The sequence below is a fragment of the Chryseobacterium sp. R2A-55 genome (assembly GCF_021401085.1).
Classification (GTDB): Bacteria; Bacteroidota; Bacteroidia; order Flavobacteriales; family Weeksellaceae; genus Kaistella.
On sequence record NZ_JACBFP010000013.1, the window covers coordinates 42,213 to 63,182 of the forward strand.

Sequence of the window (20,970 nt, forward strand, 5' to 3'; positions counted from 1 at the left end):
AGTTTTCTTTGCCAAGTTACTTTTAAAAATGACGGATTATTTTACCAGATTATTTTCCAATGCTAGTTTTACGAGTTTGGAACTGTTATTTACATTGAGTTTCAGCATGATATTTCTGCGGTGCGATTCTACAGTATGCGTACTTATAAAAAGCTTGTCTGCAATGTCTTTCGTTCGGTACCCATCGCAAATCAAGGTAAGAACTACTTTTTCTCGTTCGGTTAAATCTTCACTGCCATAACATTTTCGGTCAAAAACATTTTCTTTGTTGCAGATAAACCCAAAGAGAGCCTCTTTAGCAACTTTATTGATATAAGTTTGCCCTTCAAGAACTTTCCGGATTCCTCCCAGAAATTCATCGCTGTTGGTCTCATTAGTCAATAAACCTTTGACGCCTTTGTCAAAAAATCTCTTGACAATTTTCAGCTCTGCCGAAGTTGTCAAAAGAATAATTTTTAGCTTGACAAAATTCTTTAGTACATTTTCAACGAAACTAAAGGTTTCACACAAACCTACTCCCAGAATATTCATTATCAAGAGCGTTGTGCGATCAGAAATCAGCACTCCCATTTCTTCGAACTTCGTGGTAATGGAAAAATCGTATTTCTGGTGAAATCCATTCCTTTCAAGAAAGTATTTCAGTGCTTGCAGAAAAATGACATGACTGTCATAAAGTAGAATTTCTTTTTTCATGGTAAATCATTTGTTAGGACATTCGAAGTTAGGTAGAATTTGAAAAATGACATAAAGTGATTTAACCCATTTTTAATTCTACCTTTAAAATTTTAATAGACCAGGTGGCGCTGCTTTTTATGATGGAATAACTGAGGCAGACCTCCAGTTAAATAGTGAGTTTTCCCCTAACATTGATTATTAATTTTTCGCAAATCGTTTTAGTCACGAAACCAGAGTTGGAACAATTGTTCGACAGCGATGAGGAAATTAACAAAATGCAACAAATCATTTATTTTATCCGTTAGAATATTTTAAGCTCAGACGCAAAGCTGCCACAGACAAAAAAGTGAACCGAAGTTCACTTTATACTATTTTTTTGCAGCTGCATCTTTTTCGATCTGCTTAATTTCCTTTAACTTATCCACGATTTTGGAGACCGTCTCTGGTTTTCCGGTTTTCAGCGGAACCACGACCTGTGTGAAATCCCATTTGAGGACCAGATTTATTGAATTCTCGTCCACAGGTTGCAGCGCGATTTCTAAATATTCCTGCTTTTCAGACAATTTCTGAACGGGGACCGTCACGTCCAGCACATTCTTTTTTTCATCGTATTCATAAGCTCCCCACTGTTGGGAATCTTTATTCAGGATAACTTTCCATTCCTTTTCCTGTGGAATGATGAACAGTCCGTAAGTTCCCGCTGGAACCATTTTTCCATCAAAATCCATTGATTGCCCAAATGTTATTTTTGTGGAGGAATTTGCTCCCGCTCGCCAAACCTTGCCGTAAGGAACCAGTTCGCCAAAGATTTTCCTTCCATTCACACCCGGTCTTCCATAATCAACACTGATTTTAGACATTGAAAATTGCTGTTCCACAGTTTGCCGTGGACTTGCAGCTGGAAGGTTCCATTGCGAATATGCCGATGCAGCAACCAAAAAAAATGCGGTAATAATGAGTTTTTTCATAAGATTTATTTTTGATAAAGATAATGAATCTTATTTCATCTCATACAAAATGAAAAAAGGCATGATCAAAAAACCCCCATTTTAAAATGATTTCCGAATTAAATCTGGCAAGTAAACTCTTATTTCACCATTTGCACATTCACCGCAGCAAAACCTTTCGGAGACCTTACCTTTTCAAAGGACACTTTATTGCCCATTTTTACAGGATGTGCGCAATTGCTAAAGTGGAAAAAAAGATTTTCCCCCGTTTTCGGATGATTGATAAATCCATATTCCTTCTCGAAATTGACGAACGAGACTGTTCCAGATTTCACCGGGTTTTCTGCTACCAATGGCGCCGCACCCAACTGTATTTCAGAGAGTTCCACATTCACATGGTCATCTTCTGTGGGTGGAGTTTCTACTAATCTTCCAAATTCATCGACATACATGAACATTTCTTTGAAATTTTTTCCTTTGTCATTGTTTAGCTTTCGTTCTTCTCTCCTTTTTTCTTTTTCCTGCTGTTTTTGTAATTTCTTTTTTTTGAATTCTTTTTTTATAAAAGTTTCAGACATATTTATAATTATATTTAAAGGTTAATAAAATTGTTATCGCATTTAATTCCGAATTAGAAAGCGAATCTCCTTCCTTTACCGGCATTGGTGCGGTGTTCGGAAATCATATCGGAATGGTCTTTAATATAGAGAAACGGCAAACTCGACTTCTCCTTCACCGAAAATTCTTCCGGAATATTTATTTCACAAGGGGTTTTTAGGAATTTTCCCGCAAATACCTTTACTGATTTTGAAAGATGTTCTGTAAAGAAAACCGACTGCGCTTTGGGCGGAAGTTTTTGCAGGATGTTTGAAGTTTCCCCCAATAAATCCAATTCGCCAAGTCCAGAGACATTTTCGATGACCACTGTTTCGATTTTTGAAAAATCACAATGTCCCTGCAAAATCAGATTGTAAAGTCTTTCGGGAGTTGCCATCAAGATATCCGGTCCTTTTCGGAGCTGGTAAATTTGGGATCCGGTAAGCTCACCATCTAAAACAGCGCACTTTGAAATCGGAAGATATTCGCTTAACATCTCGAAATAATGATCCACCTTCGCTACTTCTTCATTGGTAGCAGAAACAATGAGCACACGGATATTGCGGTGATCCACCATATTTTTCTTCATCATCTGAATGATGGGTATAACGAAGGATGCCACTTTTTTTTCGTCATTTTTCGTTTTGCAGAATACGTCTTTATTTAAGATGATTTCGGGAATCACTTTTTGTTGGATCTCGGTTGGCCGTCCAAAACCTGCCTCAGTTGATGCCCTTATAATTGGATTGATCACATTCAGACTCTTAAAATTCATTGGTTCCATACACAGTATTTTTCAGGTTTTACAAGTTCGGATAAGGTACAAAAAAAAATCGTGAAAACCTAATTTCACGAATAAATATTTAAGTACCAAGATTTCTAACTCGAATGACAATCCGCTATTTTAATTATTTAGATTTAAAAAAATAACTATTTCAGAATCCTGTAATGTTTGACAATTTTGTATATGATCATATAAAAACCGATCGCGACACCGGTACCCGCAATAAAAAACACGAAGAAAGCCGGCCTTAATTCCAGCATCATGTCTGCGAATAAAATTTCCGGATGATGCATCTGCCAATCAGCCTTCAAAACACCGGCAACCAAAAGCGCCACCCAAAAAATGAACAAACTGATATTCAGCGTAAAAAAAGCGAAGGTAAACCTCTCTGCGGAGATTTTTTCTTTGATTTTAAAAACATCAAAAATAAAGGATAGCAATAACAATGAATTGATTCCGATCGTGGCACCCATAGTATGTGCAACAGTGATATGCGTTCCGTGGGTGTACACATTGATCGCAGGAACCGACATGGCGATCGCTAACGCCAAAGTCAAAAGAATCCAAATATCGGCCGAAAGCAAAAATCGGTAGGAATAAAGGTGATAGTTCTTTTTCGCCGTTGTTAAAGATGAACGCCACAACCAGATGATTCTACCCAAAATAATAAGTTCCGTCATGCTCACTCCATAGCCGATGTACTGGATAAATTTCGCAGTAGGCAGCGTATAAATGTGATGGCTCCAATTAAACATCAAATTGAAAAGTCCTAGAAAATAGAGCAAAAAACCGATTCTGGAATAACTGTATTTTTGGTTTCCGCTGATTTTATCCATCAAATAAATACCGCTTCCATATATCAACTGATTCCAGCAACCCACCATGGATCCGTAAGATTTCCACTGAATGGTCATGTCTGAAACAATATTTGAACGGAAAAATGGGATCAGCCAAAGATAGGATTCAACAAAAGTGAAAAGGAAAAAAGTGGCACCGGTCATCCACATCCAAATGTATACAGGGAGCTTTTTGAACGAACCAATCGATTTGAAGACATTGATGATAAATAAAACCCAACTCAATCCAATCGGAATCGCTAGTAAAGGATGAAATTCCCAATATTCCCTTCCGCCGAAAATTCCAAAAAGATAAGTGATCAGGATCAAAGTGACCGAGCTGGACAAAAGATAAAATTGAATATTCAACAAGGTCTTGGAGAAAATCGGCTTTTCATTTCTTTCCGCCATAAAATGGTAAACTGCGCCAATTGCCGAGGAAATAATCCAAAATACCGCTGCTGTGACGTGGAGCGGACGAACTTTTTCGAAAGACAAATCCTCTTTAAACAAACCGGGAATCAGATATTGAAGCGCACCTGCCACTCCAAAAAAAAGTGCGAGTGCCAGCAAAAACAATCCGAAAAAGAAAAATTTGCTCGCAGGGTTATTTTTCAGGTTGTGCAATAGTTCCATCATAATTAATTTTTAATTGGCTGGGTCTTCCGATTCCCGATTGGTCGATACTTTTCAAATATTCTGTTAAATCTTCGATTTCATGACTGGTCAACTTAAAATCGGGCATCGTTTTGGTTCCAGATTTTAAGAATGCTTTGATATATGCGTTTCCTCTTTCGGAATAAGTATTGGTGAGATCTGGCCCTAAAAATCCGCCGAGACCATAGATTTGATGACAGCCGGTGCAGTTTTTCTCCTGCCAGATCCGTTTTCCGCGGTCGGCAGAATCTCCTCCAATTGAAGAAAAGTCTGCATTCATAGCATATAGCGAAAAGGTATAAATAAAAAACAGGATCGTCAGAAATGCAAAAACCAATATCTTGTGATAATCTTTCATCAATAACTTTTATTGAGCAAATCTATGAAGAATTATATTTCAGGACAAATTTATCTGAATAATTATTATGGTATCCATCAGAAAATATCAAGATTACTACCACTATACGAACAGTACATCATTTATTTAAAGTTTTTCATAAAAAAAACCTCATCTATCAATTGATTATGAGGTTTTTGAATTGTTTAGCGAAACAAAGTTTACATACTTTCCATCTTAAAACTCATACTCTCAATCACTTTCAAAATCGCTTCCACCGTGTCCATCGAAGTCAAACAAGGAACACCATTTTCCACAGAAGTTCTTCTGATTTGGAAACCATCCCTTTCGGATTGTTTTCCTTTGGTGGTGGAGTTTACTACGTATTGAACCTTTCCCTTTTGGATGAGGTCGATCAGATTGACATCATCTTCACCGATTTTGTAACCGATTTTGGTTTTCACCCCGCGTTCTTCAAAATACTTCGCAGTTCCTTCTGTTGCCCAAATTCCAAAACCAATTTCTTGAAATCTTCTTGCGAGTTCGCATGCTTCGGCTTTGTGTTTATCAGCAACTGTGAAAAGAATCGCGCCGTGCAACGGAACTTTTCGTCCGGCTCCAATCATTCCTTTATACAATGCTTTTTCTAATGTTGAATCTTTCCCCATCACTTCACCCGTCGATTTCATTTCTGGACCGAGCGAAACATCAACTCTCGTTAATTTTGAGAAAGAGAAAACCGGAACTTTCACATAAATTCCTTCTTTTTCAGGAACCAATCCATTTTCATATCCTAAATCTTTCAATTTTTGTCCGAGAATTGCTTTCGTAGCTAAATTCGCCATTGGAACATCTGTTATTTTTGAAAGGAAAGGAACCGTTCTCGATGAACGCGGATTTACCTCAATCACATAAACATCGCCTTCATAAAGAACATATTGAATATTCATTAAACCGATGATATTCAGACCTTTTGCTAATCTTTGGGTATAATCAACCAAAGTTTCAATCTGTTTCGGCGTGATATTTTGTGGTGGATAAACCGCGATTGAATCTCCGGAGTGAACTCCCGCTCTTTCGATATGTTCCATAATTCCAGGAATTATCACGGTTTCACCATCGGAAATCGCGTCCACTTCCACTTCTTTTCCGGTCAAATATCGGTCGATGAGAATCGGATGTCCGGAATCTTCTTTCACCGCATTGGTCATGTAATGGTCGAGTTCATTCTCGTCATACACAATCTCCATGGCTCTTCCTCCCAAAACGTAACTCGGACGGACCAAAACAGGGAAACCGATTTCCTGAGCAATTTTGTGGGCTTCCTCTTTTGTGAAACATGTTTTACCGAGCGGTTGTGGGATTTCCAGTTCGCGCAGAGCAGATTCAAATTTGTTTCTGTCTTCGGCTCTATCCAAATCTTCCAGAGTGGTTCCCAAAATTTGCACGCCGTGTTTCGCCAATTTATCGGCAAGGTTGATCGCGGTTTGTCCGCCAAACTGCACCACCACTCCTTTTGGTTTTTCAAGTTCGATGACGTTCATCACATCTTCTTCAGTTAAGGGCTCAAAATACAGCTTGTCTGAAATCGAGAAATCAGTGGAAACGGTCTCCGGATTATTGTTGATGATGATCGCCTCATAACCCATCTGCTTGATTGCCCAAACTGAGTGCACCGTGGCATAATCGAATTCCACACCCTGTCCAATCCGAATTGGACCAGAACCAAGGACAATGATTTTTTCTTTATCGGAAGGAACACTTTCGTTCTCATCCTCATAAGTTCCGTAGAAATAGGGCGTTTCGCTTTCAAATTCTGCGGCGCAGGTATCAACCATTTTGTAAACAGGCATGATTCCGTTTTCTTTTCTGAATTGGAAAACTTCATCTTGAGTAATATTCCACAAAACGGCGATGCTCAAATCAGAGAAACCAAGTCTTTTGGCTTTTTTTACCAGCGCTACCTGCTCCAACCTTGTCAAGGTTTGTAGGCTTGACAGGGTTTTCTCGAAATCAATCAGTTTCTTGATTTTATAGATAAAGAATTTGTCAATCTGGCTCCACTCCACTATTTTCTCCCAGTCGTAGCCTCTTCTCAATGCATCGCCGATGATGAACAATCTTTCGTCGTCACAGATTTTGATTCTTCTCTCGATTTCTTCGTCAGTTAGTGCTTCTGCCTGTTTAGATTTTAAACCGATATGCATTAAACCGGTTTCCAGGGAACGGATAGCTTTTTGCAGACTTTCCTCAAAATTTCTTCCGATGGCCATCACTTCGCCGGTCGCCTTCATCTGCGTAGAAAGCCTTCTATCGGCAGTTTCAAACTTATCGAATGGGAAGCGTGGAAATTTGGTCACCACATAATCCAGAGCCGGTTCGAAACATGCATAAGTCTTTCCAGTAACTGGATTCATGATTTCATCTAAAGTCAATCCGACTGCAATTTTCGCCGCAATTTTAGCAATCGGATAACCGGTAGCTTTACTCGCCAAAGCCGATGAGCGCGAAACCCGCGGATTAACCTCGATCACATAATAGTTAAAGGAATGTGGATCCAGAGCAAGCTGAACATTACAGCCGCCTTCAATTCCTAATGCTCTGATTATTTTTAAAGATGCGTTTCTCAGCAATTGATATTCACGATCAGAAAGCGTTTGCGAAGGTGCCACCACAATGGAATCTCCGGTGTGGATTCCAACCGGGTCGATGTTTTCCATATTGCAGACAACTATCGCATTATCGTTTTTGTCACGCATCACCTCGTACTCAATTTCCTTGTAGCCGGCGATAGATTTTTCAATGAGACATTGCCGAACCGGTGAATATTTTAAGCCCAAATCTGTGATTTCTTGCAGCTGGGCTTCATTGTCTGCGATTCCACCGCCGGTTCCGCCCATCGTAAAAGCAGGACGAACAATTACAGGATAACCAATTTCTTCAGCAAAAGCAATCGCCTCTTCAGTGGTGTGCACGATTTCGCTATCCGGTACGGGTTCGTTTAGTTCCTTCATCAATTCACGGAAAAGGTCCCGGTCTTCCGCTTTATTGATGGCGGAAAGTTTAGTTCCCAAAACCTCAACTTTACATTCCGCTAAAACTCCGGATTTTTCAAGTTCTACAGCCATGTTGAGTCCTGTTTGTCCGCCAAGTGTCGGCAAAAGAGCATCCGGTCTCTCTTTGCGGATGATGTGGCTTACAAACTGAAGCGAAATCGGCTCAATATAAACTTTGTCCGCGATTTCCACATCCGTCATGATCGTTGCCGGATTAGAATTGATGAGGATTACACGGTAACCTTCTTCTTTCAGGGCGAGACACGCCTGAGTTCCTGCATAATCAAACTCTGCAGCTTGACCGATGATGATTGGGCCAGAACCGATTACGAGAATTGTTTTAATATCTGTTCTTTTCATTTTTTGTTTTTCACTATCGTCTTTTGGCGGATAGCGTTTAGATTTATTTATGGTTGGGCGAAAGCCAATTTTTTTTCTTTGACGAAAACGGTCCAGATACGGTTTGTATCTATTTTCAGTTATCCGAAATTTTCAGACACTCAATACACAACATGTTGATTATCTTTATTTTATAAATTTATTGAAACCAACCATCTGCAAGGATTCTAAAAATATTGCGATTTTCAAGTAATTCGTTAATCTGCAATTTGTAGTCAACTCAAGTCTGCATTTAATGCAATGTCAAATTGCCAATTGCTACATTCTTTGATTCTTAAAATCCTTCATCATCTCGATAAATTCATCAAACAAATAATTGGAATCTTCAGGACCAGGACTTGCTTCCGGGTGGTATTGCACCGAGAAACAAGGATGAATTTTGTGTTTGAAACCTTCGTTAGTTCTATCATTCAGCGCGATATGTGTTTCTTCCAAATCGGTATATTCCAAACTTTCAGAATCGATGGCGTACCCGTGATTTTGCGCCGTGATTTCTATGCGGTTTTTAGCAAGGTCTAAAACGGGATGGTTTCCACCACGGTGGCCAAATTTCAGTTTGAAAGTCTTCGCGCCACAAGCCAGACCGATCAGTTGATGGCCGAGACATATTCCGAAAATGGGAACTTTTCCGAGCAAACCTTTGATCATTTCCTGGGCACCTTTCACGTCTTTTGGGTCACCGGGACCATTAGAAAGCATTACTCCGTCTGGATTGATCATGAGGATTTCATCAGCGGTGGTGTCTTGGGAAACCACAGTAATGTCGCAATCTCTCTGCGAAAGTTCGCGGATGATTCCCAATTTTGATCCAAAATCAACCAATACCACTTTGAAACCTCTTCCTGGAGCTGCATAAGCAGTTTTTGTAGAAACGCTTTCCACTTGATTTGACGGAACTATAAAAGATTTCAGTTCGGCAACCGCCTGTTGTTCATTGAACTCCGAATCCACTATTTTTCCTCTTACAACGCCTTTGTTTCTGATGATTCTGGTCAGTTTCCGGGTATCTATTCCCTGGATTCCCGAGAGCCCTTTTTTCTTGAACAGTTCATCAATCGTCATCTGGCTCCGGAAATTGGATGGAAATTCACACAATTCTTTCACAATCAGACCTTTCATTGCCGGTTCCATGCTTTCGTAATCGTCTCTGTTGATTCCGTAATTCCCGATCAATGGATAAGTCATGCAAACCAGCTGTCCGCTGTAAGACGGGTCGGAAATCAATTCCTGATAACCGGTCATCCCGGTATTGAATACTACCTCACCTTGGGTTTCCAGATTTGCACCGAAACCTTCTCCGTGAAACACTTCGCCAGATTCTAATATTAATTTCTTTTTCATTTTTTACGTTCCCTTATCCGCTCCAATTCTGCTTGTCTGCAGAGCGTGGAGCGCACTGCTGGGATTTTAATTTATTTCAGATTATTTCAGTCAAAGTGTGACAGGTTAATTTACTTTTCCAATCAACATGCTTCTGTAAGCTTTCATTTCCAATTACTCAAACTCGAAGCCTCTTTTCTCCAAGGCATTCTTCAAAATAGCCATCCTTGCGAAGACGCCATTTTCCATTTGTTTGAAAATTCTGGAGCGATTGCCTTCCACCAAATCAGCATCAATTTCAACACCCCTGTTTACCGGTGCAGGATGCATGATGATTGCATTATCTTTCATCATTTTTTCGCGCTCTTTCGTGATGCCGAATTTTTTGTGGTAATTTTCCAGGGAAATTCTCATTTTTTCGTCGTGTCTTTCATGCTGAATCCGAAGCAGCATCAATACATCCACTTCTTTCACTAGATCATCAATGGATTGGTACGTTCCATTAATGATCGTCCCTTCATCAAACCATTTTTCAGGTCCTGAGAAATAAACTTTTGCTCCCAGTTTCCTTAAGACATCGGCGTTGGAATTGGCGACTCTGCTGTGTTTCACATCACCCACAATTCCCACTTTCAAACCTTCAAACTCTCCGAATTCCTGCTGAATCGTCATCAGATCCAACATGTTCTGAGACGGATGGTTTCCTGTGCCATCACCGCCATTGATAATAGAAATATCAATTGCTGAAAGTTCATCGTAGAATTTTTCCTTCTGGTGTCGAATCACCGCCAAACTGATTCCCAGGCTTTTCAGCGTTTTCACAGTGTCATAAAGCGACTCACCTTTGTTCACCGACGAATGGTTGATGTCAAAAGGCACCACCTTTAAACCTAATTTTCGTTCGGCCACATCAAAACTCGTCTTGGTTCGTGTGCTGTCTTCAAAGAAAAGGTTGGAAACATAGATTTCTTTTGTAGCTTTCGCAATTTTCCCTTTTGAAAATTCATTGGCCTCCATCAACAACTTGTTGATTTTTTCTACGGATAAATCGGCTGTCCTAAGCATAATTTTAGTTTTTTAGATAAAAAAAACGAAGCCAAAAAGACTTCGTTAATAAAAATAAATATTGTATAAACTCGGCGCAACCGCCATGTTGTAAATCGTCTAATGGAAAATATCTCTTCATTAGCTGCAAATATAAAAATTTTTTCTGAAAAGAAAAATAGTGGGTAAATTTTACGAGGCGTAAATTGCATGATCCTCTTTAAAACTAATTTAGAAAATTGATCTGAAATAAAATACCCTAAAAACAAATGATAAGAAGATGAACGCAAAAAAAATCGGGCAAGAAATCGTAAATTTGGTTCCGAAGAAAAGTGGCGCAGCAGCACCGAAAATGCCATAACCGTCAATCAGCTTCCCAGAAACCGTCCGATAAAATTTTTTTTTGGAAAATTAATCCAAAAGATGTTGGATGCAAAGGAATTTTAGATTCCAGTGACAACTGACGACAAAGCGATGGTGAAAGAAATAAAAGAAAAGATCAAAACCTGTCAATTTTGGGAAATTTATATTTAAGAATGTCTTCTATCGAAGAGCTAATTATTATCTTTAAACTTTAAAATAAAAATATTATGAAGAACCTGTATATCGACGATTTGCCGGATTATTTTAAACAGTACAAAAAGTCTATTAAGAACCCGAAAAAATTCTGGGACAAAATTGCTGACGAAGGTTTCGTGTGGTACCAAAGGTGGAGCAAAGTGGTGGAATATGACATGGAAAAAGCCGAAATAAAATGGTTTAAAAATGCCAAACTGAATATTACAAAGAACTGTCTGGACCGTCACTTGAGTGTTCGAGGTGACAAAACCGCCATCATCTTTGAACCCAATGATCCCAAAGAAAAAGCGCAATATATCTCCTACAAAGATCTGCATGAAAGAGTTTGCAAAATGGCAAACGTGCTTAGAGATATGGGAATCCAGAAAGGTGACCGGGTTTGCATTTACTTGCCGATGATTCCAGAATTGGCAGTTTCCATGTTGGCTTGTGCCAGATTGGGAGCAATCCATTCGGTGATCTTCGCAGGTTTTTCAGATACGGCAGTTGCTTCGCGGGTAAATGATTTCGAGGCGAAAATGATTATCTGTTCCGACGGAAGTTTCCGGGGAAATAAGGCAATTGATCTGAAGGGAATTATCGACAAAGCAGTAGAAAAATGCCCGACCGTGGAAAAAGTTCTGGTCGTCAAAAGAACTGGCGGCCAAGTGAAAATGAAGGAAGGCAGGGATATCTGGCTCGAACCGCTCTATGAAAAAGCATCTTCTGATTTTGTTTCGGTGATCATGGACGCAGAAGATCCGCTGTTTATCCTTTATACCTCAGGTTCTACCGGAAAACCTAAAGGAATGGTGCACACCACAGCAGGATATATGGTTTTCACCGCGTACACCTTTAAGAATATCTTTAATTATAAGGAAAACGATATTTACTGGTGTACCGCAGATATCGGATGGATTACTGGACATTCGTATATTCTGTATGGACCCCTTGCAAACGGCGCCACAACCGTAATGTTCGAGGGAGTACCCACTTACCCGGAACCGGATAGATTTTGGGAAGTGATAGAAAAACATAAGGTCACCCAGTTTTACACCGCACCTACGGCAATTCGGGCACTCGCCAAAGAATCCACAGATTGGGTAGAAAAACATGATCTCTCCAGCTTACGGGTGATTGGTTCTGTGGGTGAACCCATCAATGATGAAGCATGGCATTGGTACAATGACCATGTAGGTAAGAAAAAATGCCCGATTGTTGACACTTGGTGGCAAACTGAAACTGGCGGAATCATGATTTCCCCGATTCCTTTCGTCACTCCCACAAAACCTACCTACGCCACTCTTCCACTTCCGGGAATCCAACCTGTTTTGATGGATGAAAAACGGAATGAGATCACTGGAAATCAAGTGGATGGAAATCTATGCATCCGTTTTCCGTGGCCGGGAATTGCCAGAACCATATGGAAAGACCACCAAAGATATAAGGAAACCTATTTCACCGCATTCCCGGGAAAATATTTCACTGGAGACGGCGCTTTGAGAGATGAAGTTGGTTATTATCGAATAACAGGAAGAGTTGATGACGTGATCATCGTTTCGGGCCATAATCTGGGAACGGCACCAATTGAAGACAGCATCAACCAACATCCGGCGGTGGCAGAATCCGCTATTGTGGGTTATCCGCACGAAATTAAAGGAAGTGCCTTATACGGATTTGTAATGCTTAAGGATACTGGCGAAAGCAGAGATAAAGAAAACCTGAGAAAGGAAATCAATCTGTTGATTACGGATACGATTGGTCCTATCGCGAAACTGGATAAAATCCAATTTGTGAACGCACTGCCGAAAACACGCTCCGGAAAAATCATGAGACGGATCCTCAGGAAAATAGCCGAGGGGGACTTCAACAGTTTCGGGGATATCACAACTTTGCAAAACCCTGAAGTGGTGGAGGAAATCAAAAATGAAAAAATTTAAGCAAAGTTTCGAAAATTACCAATTAAAAACCTCGCGGAAACGTGAGGTTTTTTGTTCAGCATGGTCAAAAAAAAAACAGAACCAAATTCGATCGGTTCTGATTTTTTTTTATGCTAAAATATTTATTCTTCTGAAAATGCTGCATATAGAGCAGCCCCATTCAAAATTGATTTATCATTCTTCACCAAATAAATCGGAATATCTTTTAAGACCGATTCCATTTTGTCACTCACAATGAAGTTTTTGTAGAATTGCTTGCGGTTTAGGAATTCTTCCATCAAATTGGGGAGCTCGCCGGTTAAAATCAATCCGCCTGTTGCTTTCAGTTTTAATACTAAACTGTTTGCCTCTCTTGCCAAGAAATTCATGAAGGTATCAATCGTCATCGTGCAGATTCGGTCTTTTTTCTCTCTCGCACCATTGATAATGGCTTGGGTAAAGTTTCCGGCTTCGATTTCTTCAGTAAGCCAATCCGGCTGCTTTTGCCTCTTAATATCCCGGATAAAACGATAGATATTGAATAATCCGGAAGTCGAAAGCACCGATTCCCAGCTCACGATGCCGTAAATCTTATTCAAAAACTGGTAAAATTCTACTTCATCAGCTGTTCTTGGGGAAAATTCGCAGTGGCCACCTTCCGTTGCAAACGGTCTTAAACTGTCGCCATCCCAAAAAAGTCCCGCTTCACCTAATCCCGCTCCTGGAGCGAGAATAGCCACGTTCCCCGGAATGTAATTTCCTGACTCGTAAATAGAGTCCACATCTTGATCATGCACATTTCCTAACCCAAACGCAGAAGCTTCCAAATCATTGATCAGGGATACTTTATCAGCGTTGGTCGCATTCTTGATATCTTCGGCATCCAATTTCCACGGAAGTCTTTGCGGAGCACTTTTGCCGCCCATTACCGGTCCAGGTACCGCCGCCGAAATCCTGCAAAATTCCTTAATATTGTGATCAGAAATAAACTTGTTGACCAAATCAGAAAACGACCCAAAAACGGAAGTTTCATATTCACTTTCTTCCTTCAAGACTACTTTACCGCTTTCTGCTTTATATAAGCCAACCAAAGTCTTATCTTGGCGCAGATCTGCCGAAATAATGGAGCAATCCACATTTTTTTCAGCTGAAATTCCAGGGAGATATAGTTTGAATTGATGCGTGTTTTTCATGCTTCTAAGTTATCTTTCAAAGATAATAATTGTTTTTAAAACATTGGGAAAAAATAAAAAAACCTTCTTAATTTTCATCAAAAAGGTTTTGTGAATGGTTGGTCAGAGATTATTTTCCTAATGGAATATTGTACCCGATTCCTACTCCAAGTGCACCGGCGCTGTATTTTTGGGACCCGATTTCACCTGTGGAGCCGGTAAAAGTTTTCTGGTATTGCAGTGCGAAATTCCAGTCCTGATTGTGGTAGCCAATTTCTGGTTTAATATAGAAACCTCCATCCGGTCTGTCCGGAGAACCCAAATTTGAGGCTACTTTCTTATCACCTACAATAAATCCATACCCTAAATCTGTCCCAAAATAAAATCCATATTGTTTTGGATAGATTCTGATCAAAGCCGCTAAAGGAACTACGCCGAAATCGTTATTTTTGATGGTCACTCCGTCCACAGAATTGTCTCTTCCAAAAAAATGGCTGTATCCAGTGGCAATACCCAAACCGAATCCTGGAGTCACGAGGTTTTGATAAGATAAATCAAAGCCCAAATTTGCTGAAGCATTTTCGGCGGGTACTGCTAAACCTACATTGGCTCCAATTTTTAACATATTAGTCATATCTGCATTTTGGGCGCTCAATAATCCGGCACTGATCAAAGCAGTCGCTAGGATTGTTTTCTTCATTGAATTCATAATTCTAAATTTTTAGTTTTACGCATTGAAGCTTGTCAAAATCATGCCAAAAAACAGAAAATTACGCGAAAAATAAGATCAAAATTTTATAAATACTTGATTTTCAATATATATTTTTAACCAAAAATCAAAAAAATGCTCACGCTTTCTTTGCAAAAAACACCGATAATTTTGGTGATTTGCGCTTAAAAAAAAACAAAAAAGTCAATCATTTCGATTGACTTCAGTAAATGTTTGGGCAGAAAAGTCTAGAGATTTTCCATTTTATGTTTTAAATCAGCCCAACCTCCGCCGTTGTAGCCGTTCTTTAAACCTTCATGATTAAGGAAATCGAGGGCTTTTCCGCTTCGGTTTCCACTTCTACAAAAGATCACGACTGGCTTATCGGAATTGAGAATTTCGTCTTTTCTTTCTTCCACTTCGCCCAGTGGAATGTTGATGGCAGTAGAAATTTCGCCATCCATTTCGAGCTCCATAGGTTCGCGAACGTCAATAAGTAGGTAGTTTCCTGATTTCAGGATTTCTTCAAGGGTCATATCCAGTTAAGTTTTAGTTTAAATTAAGACTAGCTAATCGGGAACAAATTTATGAAATTATGCTAATTTTGCAATGTAATTTATGTCACACAACCCCGAAAAATATTCCGAAATCATCAAATTGAAAGCCAAGAAATTTGGGTTTCAGAGCTGTGGAATCTCGAAGGCAGGCTTCCTGGAAGAAGACGCCAAAGCTTTTGAAAACTGGCTACAAAGGGACTTTCACGGAGAAATGAAGTATATGGAAAATTATTTCGACAAGCGGCTTGACCCAACAATTTTGGTGGAAGGTTCAAAATCCGTGATTTCGCTTTCTTACAATTATTATCCCGAAGAAAAAATAGAAAACTCTGAAAGTTTCAAGATCTCGAAATATGCTTATGGACAGGATTACCACGAAATCATTAAGGAAATCCTGGCAGAAATGGTTGCCGAACTGCAGCAGGAAATCGGTGATTTTGACTGCCGGGTTTTCACTGATTCTGCACCGATTCTGGAGCGAAGTTGGGGAAGAAAAGCCGGAATTGGCTGGGTGGGCAAAAACGCAAACCTCATCACTAAACAACATGGCTCCTTCTATTTTTTGGCGGAAATTATTTGTGACTTAGAGCTGAAGGAAGACACTCCCACCACCGATCACTGCGGAACCTGCACGAAATGTATAGACGCGTGTCCTACTGAAGCCATTGTTTCAGATCGCGTGATCGACGGAAGCAAATGCATTTCCTACGCGACGATTGAGCTGAAAAATGAAATCCCAGATTCCTTCAAAAATAAAATGGAAGACTGGATGTTTGGTTGCGATATTTGTCAGGATGTTTGTCCGTGGAACCGTTTTTCAGCACCTACTTTGGAAGAAAAATTCAGACCCAACCAATTTCTTAAAACCTATACCAAATCAGACTGGATGGAGATTACCCGAGAATTATTCGCGGAAATTTTCAGAAAATCGCCAGTGAAAAGAACCAAATTTGCCGGATTAAAAAGGAATATGGATTTTTTGGGCAGGTAATGCCGAACGGAAATTTTCATTTTTAAAATATACAGGGTAAAAATTCCTGAACTTTAATCTATGGTTAAAGTTTTTTTGATGCTAAAAAGAATTTCTCACTTGGAAAAATCTGAGCTAAAAAGAAAAATTGACCTTTAGGAAAGTTAAAATTCCATAAAAATCAACGTTTTGTCCGGTTTCTTTTTGGCGCTACTTTTACACGGATTTTGAATCTTTTCTGAGATTTGGATTTCTTCTGCATAAATGATAAAGTTTTCGTTAATAAATTTAACAATAATTTTTAAATCAGCAAATATTGTACGAAAATTTTAATCTAAAATTTTATCTATATTTGAAAATGAAGAAATTTATCCTGGTTTTACTGAAAGCAATTTGCGGCTGCATCGGCATTGTGGCGATTTATATTATTTGTGGCTACTTTATCCCCTTTATTGGAGTTGCCGAAAAGCCTGTTTCGGAACCTCGAAATATAGAAGCCTATATCCTGACTAATGGAGTACATACAGACATCGTGGTCCCCATCAAATCCGCCGAAATCGACTGGAGCAAGGAAATCCTTTTTGAAAACACACTTTCTAAGAGAACGGATTTCAAATATTTGGCTTTCGGATGGGGTGACAAAGGATTTTACCTGGAAACTCCGACTTGGGCAGAACTGAAACCCTCAGTTGCATTCAAAGCGGCTTTCTGGTTGGGCGAATCCGCGATGCACTGCACTTTTTATGATGAAATGACGGAGGGCAAAGACTGTGTAAAACTCCATCTGACGAAGAGTGAATATTTGAATTTGATCCGTTTCATTAGCCAAAAATTTGAACGGGACCAAAACGGAAATCCAATTTTGATTGAGACCGATGCGGTTTATGGAAAAAACGATGCTTTTTATGATGCCGTGGGAAGCTACAGTTTTTTAAAAACGTGCAACACCTGGACCAACGAAGGATTGAAAGCAGCCGGACAAAAGGCGGCGCTTTGGACTCCGAGTGATTTTGGGATATTCAGGCATTACCGGAATTAAATATGATTTTCAGGAATGAACCTAACAAAAGAAGCTCCATTTTCACGGAGCTTCCTTATCACATCAAAATAATTATGAAAAATTTAATCTAGGCTTTTTTAAAATCTAATTCTTGTCGATCGCTAAGCTGAAAAATAAATCCAGTTCGTCTTTCACATAAACCATTCCACCCATTTTTTTCGGGGGCACAATATTGAAATCTGAAAATTTCAACCTTTTGTTTCCCACCAGACTTCCCTTATACTCACTGAACTCTATGGTGTATTTTTTTACCACATTCATCATCTTCACTTCTACCGTTGCATTGAACATGTTGGTTGTTTGTCTGTAAAAATTCAGGAACCTGATGGTAAGAAAGGGAAATTTTTCTGAGTTCAAAGTCTTGCGGAAATCGGAAGTCATGATTCTGTTTCTGCAATCGAAATCGTTTACCTTCAGGACTACGTTTGGAAGTTCATTTCCGGTGAACGAATACACATTCGGTGAATTAGAGAATGAAGTGTTGATGCATTTAAAGGTGTTGATATTGGTCCAGCCATTAATCTCCACCGCATTTTGCTGAGAAAAATAAAATCCGGTAACCAATAAGAAAATCAGATGTAAGATTTTGTTTTTCATGAGCTTAAAACGAAAGAGGGACTGAGTTAATCCCTCTTTCGAAAGAAATATTAAAAATTAGAAACCTATGGTTGCTTCAAGCATTAAGCCATTGAATTTACCTCCTTGCAATGGGCTTGTTGCTCCCCAAACTTTACTGTCGTTATACTGTTGGTTCACATATTCCACTTTTGCGAGTACATTTTTGGTCATAAACCAGCCACCTCCAAGTTGATAACGGTCGATTTTTCTGTCCAAAGTTCCAGCATCATCATTGTCTTTACCGCTAACATTGTTATATCTTCCACCTACATAGAACTGTTCTTTTCCACCAAATCTGTAAAGTAATTCTGCGCCCAACTGAGTGAAGTTTCCTTTAGTACCTGTCAATGTTTTTTGACCAGTCACATATTCATAGATTCCGAAGAATTCCAATCCCTGATATTTGATGAACGGGTTGATTTGGAAAGCCTGCATTTTTCTCAATCCAGGGTTGAAGTTACCTGTAGATGGGTTATTAGTACCGGTTGCATCGTTTGCGGTCAAGAGTACATAATAATATCTTGAACCTGCACGGTCACCACTGTATAGATAACTTCCCGTGTTCCAACCATTAGTTTGGATGAAGGATCCGGTAAGTCTTACTCTCAGATCTGGATTAATTTGTTTGTCCCATCCAATTTTTGCGTAAACTGAAGGTGAGTTCCAGCTGGTTCCCCTGATTGGAGTCTGATTGAGTTTACCATTGGAAACCCCTACCATACCGATGAAATTTTTGTAGAATCCATAAACTTCACCGAAAGGCTCAGTGGTAAAACTATCCATGATGTAGTTTCCTACAAATGGGTTGTTGATTGCTTCGGCATTATCAGTTCTTCTGAAATGCGAATCACCGTAATTGATTTCGTCCATACCCACTTTCACTCTGGCATATTTCATGATTTCTCCCATGAAACCTGGTTTAATGAAGTCCAGATCATCAATTTGAATATATCCACCTTTCACCCAAGCTTCGTTGTGGTGACGAGCAGAAAGATACGTTCTCAAGTGCATTTTCACACCTTTTGCCAGATAAGCATTGATGTCTAAGTTTGCAGTTGGAAGGTTGAAGTCATTTCCCATATCGTACAGATAGTTGGGAGTTGTAGTACCGGTTACCACACCTAGGTTTTTGTTTTCTGTCCAGTGATCCAACCCTTGGAACTGCAAAGCGAAGTCACCGCCTACCACTACTTTCACGCCGTCATATTCAGGTGAAGCGACTTTCGGATCTTCAAACACGTTTCGGCTTGCTTTCTCTGGGGCTAGATAGTCCCGCATTGAAGTGGTTGCGTCCTCTTGTGCGAACATTAAATTTACTCCTGAGAACATTACTGCGAGCATAGAAGCTCTCATTAACATAGTTTTCATATTTTTAAGATTTTTGTTAGTTTAATAATTATTGAGCCACCACATTTACCGTTACTTTGATTTCATCTCCAGTTTTCACTGTATTCATCATAAATGAAGGTGGAGTGATTCCGTATTCGGTCATTTTGATGGATTCTGTTCCAGTAATGGTATAGGAATTTCCATTTTTTGCCACTGTTACTGGGAATTCTACAGTTTTGGTAACATTGGTTACCGTCAGTTTTCCTGTAATGGTACCCTTTCCTATATTTACGGATGTAGCAGCAAAGGTGATTGATGGGAACTTGTCTGCTTGGATCGCTTTGTATGCATTGCTATCCATCGCTCCTTTTCCACTTTTTAATGTTTTTGAACCCAAGTGGTATTTCACATCAGTAATAGCATTCCCGGAAACGGTTCCAGAAAAAGTACCCGCTGTGGAGGTCATAGTCCAGTCATGCAAGGTTGAAGTTCCAGAAACGGTAGTTTTCACATTGTTACTACTAATCTTCTGCGCGGAAACCAATCCGGCAAAAAGTCCGAACGCCAACAACATCATCTTAAAGTTAACTGCTTTTTTCATTGTTTCTAATTTTTAATTAATCAAATAACTTTCACTGTTTTTTTCTATGACAAAGATAGAAAGACTTTTATCAATTCACTAAAAAAACTTGAGTTTTACTCATGATATATATCTCATTTCATATTCAAATTATTGAATGTTCATAAAGTCAACCAATATTATTGATTATTAATAATCAAACAAACGTTTTATTAGTTATATTCTAAAGTAATTATAAAAGCGTTAAATAATGTTAATAATCTATTAAACGTTTAATTAAGAAATAGTGATAAAGGTCATAGTCCTACCTGATTTCACATGAATGAAAATCAGTATTTTGTAAAAAAAACCTGAGACCCGCTAATAATAAGGATTAAACAATAAATAATAAGGAATAATGAAAAAAGAGCAAAAGAGTATGAAGAAAGATTGGCCTAAAAATCAGATCAAAAAAAAGGGACAAACATTCCTGTTCATCCCATTTTGCCGTGACCCGAGAAGGATTCGAACCCTCAACCCTCAGAGCCGAAACCTGCCTGCCGGCAGGCAGGTCTGATATTCTATCCACATGAAAAAAAATCGCTTAAGAGCCGGATAGAACTTTCTTTAAAAATTCGCGACCACTACCGCTTTTGAAATACTTTTCGCGAACCAAAGCCTCTTCCCGGGTTTCAAATTCTTCAAAATAAACCAATTCCCAAGGTAGAAATGCTTTGGTTGAACGGTTGTAACCGGCATTATGTTCCGATAATCGCTTTGCCAGATTATCAGTCTGCCCTTTATAAAGATTTCCGTTCAACTTGCTCTTGATTACATAAACATAAAAAGGCATAAGTAATGTTATTT

Annotated in this window: 19 protein-coding genes; 3 read left to right on the top strand and 16 right to left on the bottom strand. The window is 39.2% G+C overall.

What is annotated here, in order from left to right:
- Positions 1-36: 36 nt before the first annotated feature.
- From L0951_RS12505 to L0951_RS12545, 9 genes are all read right to left on the bottom strand, one after another.
- Positions 37-693, bottom strand: coding sequence for a response regulator transcription factor (locus tag L0951_RS12505; RefSeq protein WP_234111594.1), 657 nt, complete (start codon positions 691-693; stop codon positions 37-39).
- Positions 694-1,043: 350 nt separating this feature from the next.
- Positions 1,044-1,643 (bottom strand): DUF2911 domain-containing protein, encoded by a 600-nt coding sequence (locus L0951_RS12510; protein ID WP_234111595.1) that lies wholly within the window; start codon positions 1,641-1,643, stop codon positions 1,044-1,046.
- Between the two features lie 119 nt (positions 1,644-1,762).
- Positions 1,763-2,200 (bottom strand): cold shock domain-containing protein, encoded by a 438-nt coding sequence (locus tag L0951_RS12515; protein ID WP_234111596.1) that lies wholly within the window; start codon positions 2,198-2,200, stop codon positions 1,763-1,765.
- A gap of 53 nt (positions 2,201-2,253) precedes the next feature.
- Complete coding sequence (locus L0951_RS12520) at positions 2,254-3,003, bottom strand: DEAD/DEAH box helicase (RefSeq protein WP_234111597.1); 750 nt, start codon at positions 3,001-3,003, stop codon at positions 2,254-2,256.
- A gap of 146 nt (positions 3,004-3,149) precedes the next feature.
- Positions 3,150-4,478, bottom strand: coding sequence for a cbb3-type cytochrome c oxidase subunit I (locus L0951_RS12525; RefSeq protein WP_234111598.1), 1,329 nt, complete (start codon positions 4,476-4,478; stop codon positions 3,150-3,152).
- Entirely contained in the window at positions 4,447-4,854 is a 408-nt protein-coding gene (locus L0951_RS12530; RefSeq protein WP_234111599.1) for a c-type cytochrome, read from the bottom strand. Before L0951_RS12530 ends, L0951_RS12525 begins: the two co-directional genes overlap by 32 nt.
- A 200-nt stretch (positions 4,855-5,054) precedes the next feature.
- Positions 5,055-8,249 carry a carbamoyl-phosphate synthase large subunit gene (gene carB, locus L0951_RS12535; RefSeq protein ID WP_234111600.1) on the bottom strand — a complete coding sequence of 1,065 codons (3,195 nt, stop codon included), beginning with the start codon at positions 8,247-8,249 and terminating at the stop codon, positions 5,055-5,057.
- A 297-nt stretch (positions 8,250-8,546) separates the two neighbouring features.
- Entirely contained in the window at positions 8,547-9,629 is a 1,083-nt protein-coding gene (locus L0951_RS12540; protein ID WP_234111601.1) for a carbamoyl phosphate synthase small subunit, read from the bottom strand.
- Positions 9,630-9,782: 153 nt separating this feature from the next.
- Positions 9,783-10,673: an aspartate carbamoyltransferase catalytic subunit gene (locus L0951_RS12545; RefSeq protein WP_234111602.1), complete on the bottom strand. Its 891-nt coding sequence runs from the start codon at positions 10,671-10,673 to the stop codon at positions 9,783-9,785.
- A gap of 569 nt (positions 10,674-11,242) precedes the next feature.
- Between L0951_RS12545 and acs the strand changes: the two genes are divergently transcribed.
- Positions 11,243-13,150, top strand: coding sequence for an acetate--CoA ligase (gene acs, locus L0951_RS12550; RefSeq protein ID WP_234111603.1), 1,908 nt, complete (start codon positions 11,243-11,245; stop codon positions 13,148-13,150).
- A gap of 122 nt (positions 13,151-13,272) precedes the next feature.
- Here the strand turns inward: acs and L0951_RS12555 are convergent, their stop codons facing one another.
- The 3 genes from L0951_RS12555 to L0951_RS12565 form a co-directional block, all read right to left on the bottom strand.
- Positions 13,273-14,322, bottom strand: coding sequence for a glucokinase (locus L0951_RS12555; RefSeq protein ID WP_234111604.1), 1,050 nt, complete (start codon positions 14,320-14,322; stop codon positions 13,273-13,275).
- Between the two features lie 109 nt (positions 14,323-14,431).
- Positions 14,432-15,010, bottom strand: coding sequence for a hypothetical protein (locus L0951_RS12560; RefSeq protein WP_234111605.1), 579 nt, complete (start codon positions 15,008-15,010; stop codon positions 14,432-14,434).
- Positions 15,011-15,258: 248 nt separating this feature from the next.
- On the bottom strand, positions 15,259-15,546 hold the full coding sequence (locus L0951_RS12565; RefSeq protein WP_234111606.1) for a rhodanese-like domain-containing protein: 288 nt from the start codon (positions 15,544-15,546) through the stop codon (positions 15,259-15,261).
- Between the two features lie 82 nt (positions 15,547-15,628).
- Between L0951_RS12565 and queG the strand changes: the two genes are divergently transcribed.
- Both queG and L0951_RS12575 read left to right on the top strand, forming a co-directional pair.
- Positions 15,629-16,558 carry a tRNA epoxyqueuosine(34) reductase QueG gene (queG, locus tag L0951_RS12570; protein ID WP_234111607.1) on the top strand — a complete coding sequence of 310 codons (930 nt, stop codon included), beginning with the start codon at positions 15,629-15,631 and terminating at the stop codon, positions 16,556-16,558.
- A 337-nt stretch (positions 16,559-16,895) separates the two neighbouring features.
- Positions 16,896-17,576 carry a TIGR02117 family protein gene (locus tag L0951_RS12575; protein WP_234111608.1) on the top strand — a complete coding sequence of 227 codons (681 nt, stop codon included), beginning with the start codon at positions 16,896-16,898 and terminating at the stop codon, positions 17,574-17,576.
- 105 nt (positions 17,577-17,681) lie between these two features.
- On the opposite strand, the gene L0951_RS12580 is transcribed toward L0951_RS12575, so the two are convergent.
- The 4 genes from L0951_RS12580 to L0951_RS12595 all read right to left on the bottom strand — a co-directional run.
- A complete protein-coding gene (locus L0951_RS12580) occupies positions 17,682-18,194 on the bottom strand; it encodes a hypothetical protein (protein ID WP_234111609.1) in 513 nt (170 codons plus the stop codon).
- Between the two features lie 57 nt (positions 18,195-18,251).
- On the bottom strand, positions 18,252-19,583 hold the full coding sequence (locus tag L0951_RS12585) for a hypothetical protein (protein WP_234111610.1): 1,332 nt from the start codon (positions 19,581-19,583) through the stop codon (positions 18,252-18,254).
- Between the two features lie 28 nt (positions 19,584-19,611).
- Positions 19,612-20,145 (bottom strand): YceI family protein, encoded by a 534-nt coding sequence (locus tag L0951_RS12590; protein ID WP_234111611.1) that lies wholly within the window; start codon positions 20,143-20,145, stop codon positions 19,612-19,614.
- A 562-nt stretch (positions 20,146-20,707) separates the two neighbouring features.
- The coding region (locus tag L0951_RS12595) for a GIY-YIG nuclease family protein (protein ID WP_234111612.1) at positions 20,708-20,970 on the bottom strand (263 nt) is incomplete at its 5' end.

Coding starts and splice junctions, on each gene's coding strand:
- L0951_RS12505 (WP_234111594.1), bottom strand. CDS start 693: ATGAAAAAAGAAATTCTACTTTATGACAGTCATGTCATTTTTCTGCAA.
- L0951_RS12510 (WP_234111595.1), bottom strand. CDS start 1,643: ATGAAAAAACTCATTATTACCGCATTTTTTTTGGTTGCTGCATCGGCA.
- L0951_RS12515 (WP_234111596.1), bottom strand. CDS start 2,200: ATGTCTGAAACTTTTATAAAAAAAGAATTCAAAAAAAAGAAATTACAA.
- L0951_RS12520 (WP_234111597.1), bottom strand. CDS start 3,003: ATGGAACCAATGAATTTTAAGAGTCTGAATGTGATCAATCCAATTATA.
- L0951_RS12525 (WP_234111598.1), bottom strand. CDS start 4,478: ATGATGGAACTATTGCACAACCTGAAAAATAACCCTGCGAGCAAATTT.
- L0951_RS12530 (WP_234111599.1), bottom strand. CDS start 4,854: ATGAAAGATTATCACAAGATATTGGTTTTTGCATTTCTGACGATCCTG.
- carB (WP_234111600.1), bottom strand. CDS start 8,249: ATGAAAAGAACAGATATTAAAACAATTCTCGTAATCGGTTCTGGCCCA.
- L0951_RS12540 (WP_234111601.1), bottom strand. CDS start 9,629: ATGAAAAAGAAATTAATATTAGAATCTGGCGAAGTGTTTCACGGAGAA.
- L0951_RS12545 (WP_234111602.1), bottom strand. CDS start 10,673: ATGCTTAGGACAGCCGATTTATCCGTAGAAAAAATCAACAAGTTGTTG.
- acs (WP_234111603.1), top strand. CDS start 11,243: ATGAAGAACCTGTATATCGACGATTTGCCGGATTATTTTAAACAGTAC.
- L0951_RS12555 (WP_234111604.1), bottom strand. CDS start 14,322: ATGAAAAACACGCATCAATTCAAACTATATCTCCCTGGAATTTCAGCT.
- L0951_RS12560 (WP_234111605.1), bottom strand. CDS start 15,010: ATGAATTCAATGAAGAAAACAATCCTAGCGACTGCTTTGATCAGTGCC.
- L0951_RS12565 (WP_234111606.1), bottom strand. CDS start 15,546: ATGACCCTTGAAGAAATCCTGAAATCAGGAAACTACCTACTTATTGAC.
- queG (WP_234111607.1), top strand. CDS start 15,629: ATGTCACACAACCCCGAAAAATATTCCGAAATCATCAAATTGAAAGCC.
- L0951_RS12575 (WP_234111608.1), top strand. CDS start 16,896: ATGAAGAAATTTATCCTGGTTTTACTGAAAGCAATTTGCGGCTGCATC.
- L0951_RS12580 (WP_234111609.1), bottom strand. CDS start 18,194: ATGAAAAACAAAATCTTACATCTGATTTTCTTATTGGTTACCGGATTT.
- L0951_RS12585 (WP_234111610.1), bottom strand. CDS start 19,583: ATGAAAACTATGTTAATGAGAGCTTCTATGCTCGCAGTAATGTTCTCA.
- L0951_RS12590 (WP_234111611.1), bottom strand. CDS start 20,145: ATGAAAAAAGCAGTTAACTTTAAGATGATGTTGTTGGCGTTCGGACTT.